At 50.0% G+C, this 6038-nt stretch carries 4 protein-coding genes, 1 other RNA gene and 1 pseudogene; 1 reads left to right on the top strand and 5 read right to left on the bottom strand.

The features are described 5' to 3' along the window. Positions 1–848: 848 nt before the first annotated feature. Entirely contained in the window at positions 849–2306 is a 1458-nt protein-coding gene (locus ACRPFF_RS10670) for an oligopeptide:H+ symporter (RefSeq protein WP_432674640.1), read from the top strand. Between the two features lie 747 nt (positions 2307–3053). On the opposite strand, the gene rnpB is transcribed toward ACRPFF_RS10670, so the two are convergent. From rnpB to ACRPFF_RS10645, 5 genes and pseudogenes are all read right to left on the bottom strand, one after another. Then, positions 3054–3413, bottom strand: an RNA gene (gene rnpB, locus ACRPFF_RS10665) — RNase P RNA component class A. Positions 3414–3491: 78 nt separating this feature from the next. Then, positions 3492–4595 carry a peptide chain release factor 2 gene (gene prfB, locus ACRPFF_RS10660; RefSeq protein WP_096108780.1) on the bottom strand — a complete coding sequence of 368 codons (1104 nt, stop codon included), beginning with the start codon at positions 4593–4595 and terminating at the stop codon, positions 3492–3494. Positions 4596–4697: 102 nt separating this feature from the next. Then, the gene (locus tag ACRPFF_RS10655; RefSeq protein WP_432674639.1) at positions 4698–5591 is read right to left on the bottom strand and encodes a patatin-like phospholipase family protein; all 894 of its coding nucleotides are present in this window, start codon (positions 5589–5591) and stop codon (positions 4698–4700) included. A gap of 30 nt (positions 5592–5621) precedes the next feature. After that, complete coding sequence (locus ACRPFF_RS10650) at positions 5622–5792, bottom strand: hypothetical protein (protein WP_192880584.1); 171 nt, start codon at positions 5790–5792, stop codon at positions 5622–5624. 12 nt (positions 5793–5804) lie between these two features. Next, positions 5805–6038 (bottom strand): annotated as a pseudogene (locus tag ACRPFF_RS10645) (Imm26 family immunity protein); the annotation flags it as partial.

The raw sequence follows: 6038 nt of genomic DNA, 5'->3' as shown, positions 1-6038 counted from the left end.
ATCGTTCTCTTTGAGCTAAGGCGAGGCAACGCTGTACCGGTTTTTGTTAATCCGCTATATTCCGCCATCTCTAAGATTTACAGCGATACACGGGTAATTTAAGGAATGCCCGAACCGTCATTCCCGCAACCTTTCGTCATTCCCGCCACTTTTCGTCATTCCCGCGAAAGCGGGAATCTAGAATCTCGGACTTTCAGATAATCTTTGAATATTGCTGTTGTTCTAAGGTCTATATTCCCGCCTGCGCGGGAATGACGATTCATAAGTTTCCCGAAATTCCAACATAACCGAAACCTGACAGTAACCGTAGCAACTGAACCGTCATTCCCATGAAAGTGGGAATCTAGAAATGAAAAGCAACAGGCATTTATCGGAAATAACTGAAACCGAACAGACTAGATTCCCGCCTGCGCGGGAATGACGGCTGCAGATGCCCGACGGTCTTTATAGCGGATTAACAAAAATCAGGACAAGGCGACGAAGCCGCAGACAGTACAAATAGTACGGAACCGATTCACTTGGTGCTTCAGCACCTTAGAGAATCGTTCTCTTTGAGCTAAGGCGAGGCAACGCCGTACTGGTTTTTGTTAATCCACTATAAAAAACCGCCCTATCGGATAAGCCTCTTGACTGAAAATGCTTTACCCGCGCCGTATCGGAATACGTCCTCTAAAATACAACCCGTTGAATTGAAACAAATATAAAAACATTTGACCGCAAAAACGGCAGCGCATCATTTGACAAAGAATGAAAATATCGGTTAAAAACCGATTTTCATACAAAAAACACCGCCGCCGTCCGCATCCGTTTCAGACGGCATTGAGAGAAAATCTTTTAGGAGAACCTTTATGTCCCGGCATCCCGCCCGCACCGGAGAAAAAACATTCTTCGGCCACCCTTTCCAGCTTTCCACCCTCTTCCATATCGAATTGTGGGAACGTTTTTCATTTTACGGAATGCAGGGCATCCTGCTGATTTACCTCTACTACACCGCCGACAAAGGCGGCTTGGGCATAGACAAAACCCTCGCCGGCGGCATTGTCGGCGCATACAGCGGCAGCGTGTACCTGTCCACCATTTTGGGCGCGTGGTTTGCCGACCGCGTATGGGGTGCGGAAAAAACCCTCTTCCTCTCGGGCATCGTCGTGATGCTCGGACACATCGTCCTTGCCGCCGCCCCAGGCCTGTACGGCCTTTTAATCGGGCTGATATTCATCGCATTAGGCAGCGGCGGTGTGAAATCTACGGCCAGCTCTATGGTGGGCACATTATACGAACAGGACGAAATGCGCCCGCTGCGCGATGCGGGATTTTCCATTTTCTACATCGCCATCAATATCGGCGGCTTCCTAGGCCCGCTGCTGACCGGCCTGCTTCAAGAAAACATTGGTTTCCATTATGGTTTCGGCGCGGCGGCGGTCGGTATGGCATTCGGCTTGTGGCGTTATTCCTTGGGACGTAAAAACCTGCCCCATCCCACCGTCCCCCATCCGCTTTCAAAAGGACAGGGCAAAACTGCGGCCGCCGTCGGCATTGCTCTCATCGCCGCACTTGCAACCGCCATCAAAACCGGGTTTGTCAACCTCGACAATTTCTCTGGCATCCTCTTATCTACCGTCATCCTTGCCGTCATCGCCTATTTCGCCCGCCTGCTGACCAACCCCCGCGTCAGTTCCGACAACAAACGGCACATCATCGCCTACATCCCGCTTTTCCTGACCATCTGTATGTTTTGGGCCGTCTGGTTTCAGATTTACACCGTAGCAACCGTCTATTTCGACGAAACCGTCAACCGCACCATCGGTTCGTTTACCGTACCCGTCGCCTGGAAAGATTCTATGCAAAGCCTGTGGGTCATCCTGTTTTCCGGACTGATGGCGGCAATGTGGACAAAAATGGGGCGCAAACAGCCCAAAACCCCGCTGAAATTCGCTATGGCGGTATTTGTTACCGGCGCGTCGTTTTTGGGATTCGTCCCCTTTATTTCCTCNGGCACGCCGATGCCTATTGCGGTTTTCGCACTGATAGTCCTCGCCATCACGATAGGCGAACTGATGATTTCCCCGATTGCGCTGTCCATCTCCACCAAAATCGCCCCGCCTTTATTCAAAACCCAAATGGTCGCCCTTAATTTCCTTGCCTTTTCATTAGGCTTCACTTTAGGCGGCGTATTGTTTGAAAAAGGCTATCAGGCGGGCGACGAAATCGGCTTCTACCGGCTGCTGTTCTACATCGGCGCAGCCACAGGCTTCCTGCTGCTCCTGCTCGTCCCCAAATTGAACAAAATGCTCGAAGGCACAGACTAAGTCCTGCCCCGATGCGCCAATGCCGTCTGAACCCTTCAGACGGCATTTTTCCGCATAATGAAGCCAAACCGTACCCGCGCACCTCAAACGGATAACTCAAACAGATCATCACGGCAAGGTGGGGCAACGCCATACCGGTTTCAATTCCCCCTATATGGCGCGCTTCATCAAAAGGGCACGTTACTTTTCCGAACCGCCCCTTTTAACAACCGAGTGCAAGGGAAAAATATACAAAGGCTTTTTTATGCGGACGCAAGCAAATATTTTATTGTTTTTATTAAATAATTTTTAAAATATCCAGTCTCTGCTTTTTGCCTTGCCATAAACTCAGGACAGGCTTCCGCCCACCCTGAAATAACCGCCCCGACAGCCGGTCGGAGCCTGCCGATTGTCATTTGAATACCCGCCTGACTCCGTCTGTTTGCAAGGGAAATAGCCGTTTATTTCCGCTTGGGCGGAAACCGGTTCTATTGAATAAAAGGCATTTTGTCCGACTAAATTAGAGTTGCATCAACGAAATATATAGTGGATTAACAAAAATCAGGACAAGGCGACGAAGCCGCAGACAGTACAAATAGTACGGAACCGATTCACTTGGTGCTTCAGCACCTTAGAGAATCGTTCTCTTTGAGCTAAGGCGAGGCAACGCCGTACTGGTTTTTGTTAATCCACTATAAAAACACAGCCTAAATAAAAATGCCGTCTGAACCGTATTTCAGGTTTCAGACGGCATTTGCGTGTCGGATGCACACCGGACGGGCGGTAAGCCGGGTTCTGTCTTGGACAGTCATTCCTCTAGGCATACCGTTGCCGGTATGCTCAAGCAACCTACCCGAACGCTCGGCGGGCAGCGTCATTGCGTTCTGTTTGGTCTTGCTCCGAATGGGGTTTGGCCTGCCGCATATTGTTACCAAATGCGCGGTGCGCCCTTACCGCACCTTTTCACCCTTACCTGTGCTGCCAAAGCAGCCATCGGCGGTTTTGCTTTCTGTTCCACTTTCCGTCGCGTTACCGCGCCCGGCCGTTAACCGGCATTCTACCCTGCGGAGCCCGGACTTTCCTCCTCGTATGCCTTACGCGATACGCGGCGACTGTCTGCCCGTCCCGTGTGCGGCGCGGATTATAACACGAAACGCAAAAATGCCGTCTGAAACGGCACAGGTTTCAGACGGCATACAGCCTAAACTACACACCCTGTTTCAGGCTGGCTTCGATAAAGCCGTCCAAGTCGCCGTCCAATACGGCTTTGGTGTTGCCGACTTCGTAGCCTGTACGCAAGTCTTTGATACGTGAGGAATCCAAAACATACGAACGGATTTGGCTGCCCCAACCCACATCGGATTTACCTTCTTCCAATGCCTGTTTCTCTTCGTTGCGTTTGCGCATTTCCAATTCATACAGTTTGGATTTCAACATTTCCATCGCGGCCGCTTTATTGGCGTGTTGAGAACGGTCGTTTTGACATTGCACCACAATCCCCGTCGGCTCGTGGGTAATGCGCACGGCGGAGTCGGTTTTATTGATGTGCTGACCGCCCGCACCCGATGCGCGATAGGTGTCGATGCGCAAATCGGCGGGGTTGATTTCGATTTCGATGGAATCATCGATTTCAGGGTAAACGAACACGGAGGCAAACGAGGTATGGCGTTTGTTGTTCGAGTCAAACGGCGAATAGCGCACCAAGCGGTGAACGCCGGTTTCGGTACGCAGCAAACCATAAGCGTATTCGCCTTCCACTCGGATAGTGGCGCGGTTGATGCCTGCGATTTCGCCGTCGTCTTCCTCAAGGATTTCGATTTTGAAGCCTTTGCGCTCGGCGTAGCGGCTGTACATACGGAACAGCATACCCGCCCAGTCTTCCGCTTCCGTACCGCCCGCGCCTGCAGTGATGTCGATAAAGCAGTTGTTCGGGTCGGCGGGCTGGTTGAACATCCGTTTGAACTCCAAATCCGCCATCTGTTTTTCCAGTCCCGACACGTCTTCCTGCACGGCGGCAAAACCTTCTTCGTCGTTTTCTTCGACGGTCATTTCAATCAGCATGCGGTTGTCTTCGATGCCCGACGCGATGTTGTCGAGCGTCAATACGATGCCTTCGAGGATTTTGCGCTCTTTGCCGATTTCTTGGGCGCGTTTCGGGTCGTTCCACAGCTCAGGGTCTTCAGAAAGGCCGACAACTTCTTCCAATCGGTCTTTCTTACCCTGATAATCCATATAAACGCGGATGTCTTCGCTGCGCTTTTCCAAATCGTTCAGGGTGTTGTTGAGCTGGTTGATTACTTCGGCTTCCATGATTCTTTTGTTCTTTCAAAATTTTAGGGGCGTATTGTACGGGATTCGGGTATTTTTTTCTATGGATAAAGCCTTCTGGAAACACGTTCAGACGGCATAGCGTCAATAACGGTATGCTGCCAGTTTACGTTTGATTTCAGGCAATGCGGCACGCGCTGCCTCCTCGCCCAACCGGATGGCGCGTTTTTTCTGATCGAAACCGCCAACAGCCCCCAAATCCAAAACCTGCGGTTTGATAACCACATCCGCCTGCCCCAACTCATTTTGCAGTGCGGAAACGCTCATTACGTTCAGCGTCTGATCGAGATAAGAGAAGAAACCTTGACCGACATTTTTGCTCGGACGTGCGGAAATATCGACAGCAATCACGAAATTCGCCCCCTGCCGCCTGGCCGAACTGACAGGGACGGGCTGCGACAGACCGCCGTCAACATATTTGTGTCCGCTGATGATAACGGGTTGGAATACATTGGGAATGGCTGCGGAAGCGCGCACAGCCTGCCCGGCATTCCCCTGATTAAAAACGACGGCTTTGCCGGTTTCAAAATCAGTGGCAACGGCGGCAAATTTGATGGGAAACTGCTGAATCTGCCTGCCGCCGACTTTTCGGTTGATGTAATTTTGCAGCTTTTCGCCTTTGATNAAACCACTGGTGGACAAGGTTAAATCGACCAAATCGGTTTTACCTAAAATTTCGGCTTCCAACTCGAGGCGGTCGGGCGACATACCCGATGCAAAAAGGCTGCCGACTATCGAACCTGCCGATGTGCCGGTTACTACTTTTACAGGAATACCGTTTTCTTTCAAAACCTTAATAATTCCTATATGGGCAAATCCTTTAGATGCTCCGCCACCGAGTGCCAAACCGACCACTGCGGCGGGTTTGGCGGTTTGCACCGGCTTGCGGGCGGCATTGTTTCCCGCCGTACCGCAGGCGGCAAGCAACGCGGCGGCGGCGATTGCCAAAAGTGGTCTGATTTTTGAAAACGTTACCATATTTTCCATTCCTTTATATATTGCATCCCGTCAAAGGGGGATTGCTTTTCTTAACAACCACCTTTGACAGCCAAGCGAAAGGGGCTTTGTTAAGTCATCATCAAAATTAATATTTTCTTTTTTTCCTTTACGGAAATTGTAATTGTTGGGGTCATATGAATGGTAGGAGCCACCATCAATAGTTTCATTTTCCAGCGACATAGGCCGTTGCCCCTATAAATACTGAGATGGCAAAGGAAATATGCCTTCACTTTCTGGATAATTTTCCACATTACTAGACAGCCAGAGTTCAAAGATTTTGTAATCGTCAAAGAAATCATATATATACCCTCGCTTTAGTAAGTCTATATAATCTTTTTGAGAAACTACCAAAGGATTTCCGTTTCTCATTACTCTTGATTGTCTAATAAAAAGTTCTTTATTGTATGATAATAAAATCGCTAAATC

Origin of the sequence: Neisseria sp. SLRRB23 (genome assembly GCF_050896295.1) — a bacterium.
GTDB lineage: Bacteria > Pseudomonadota > Gammaproteobacteria > Burkholderiales > Neisseriaceae > Neisseria.
The sequence above is the reverse complement of the archived record's forward strand: the minus strand, read 5'-3'. Positions and strand labels throughout refer to the sequence as shown.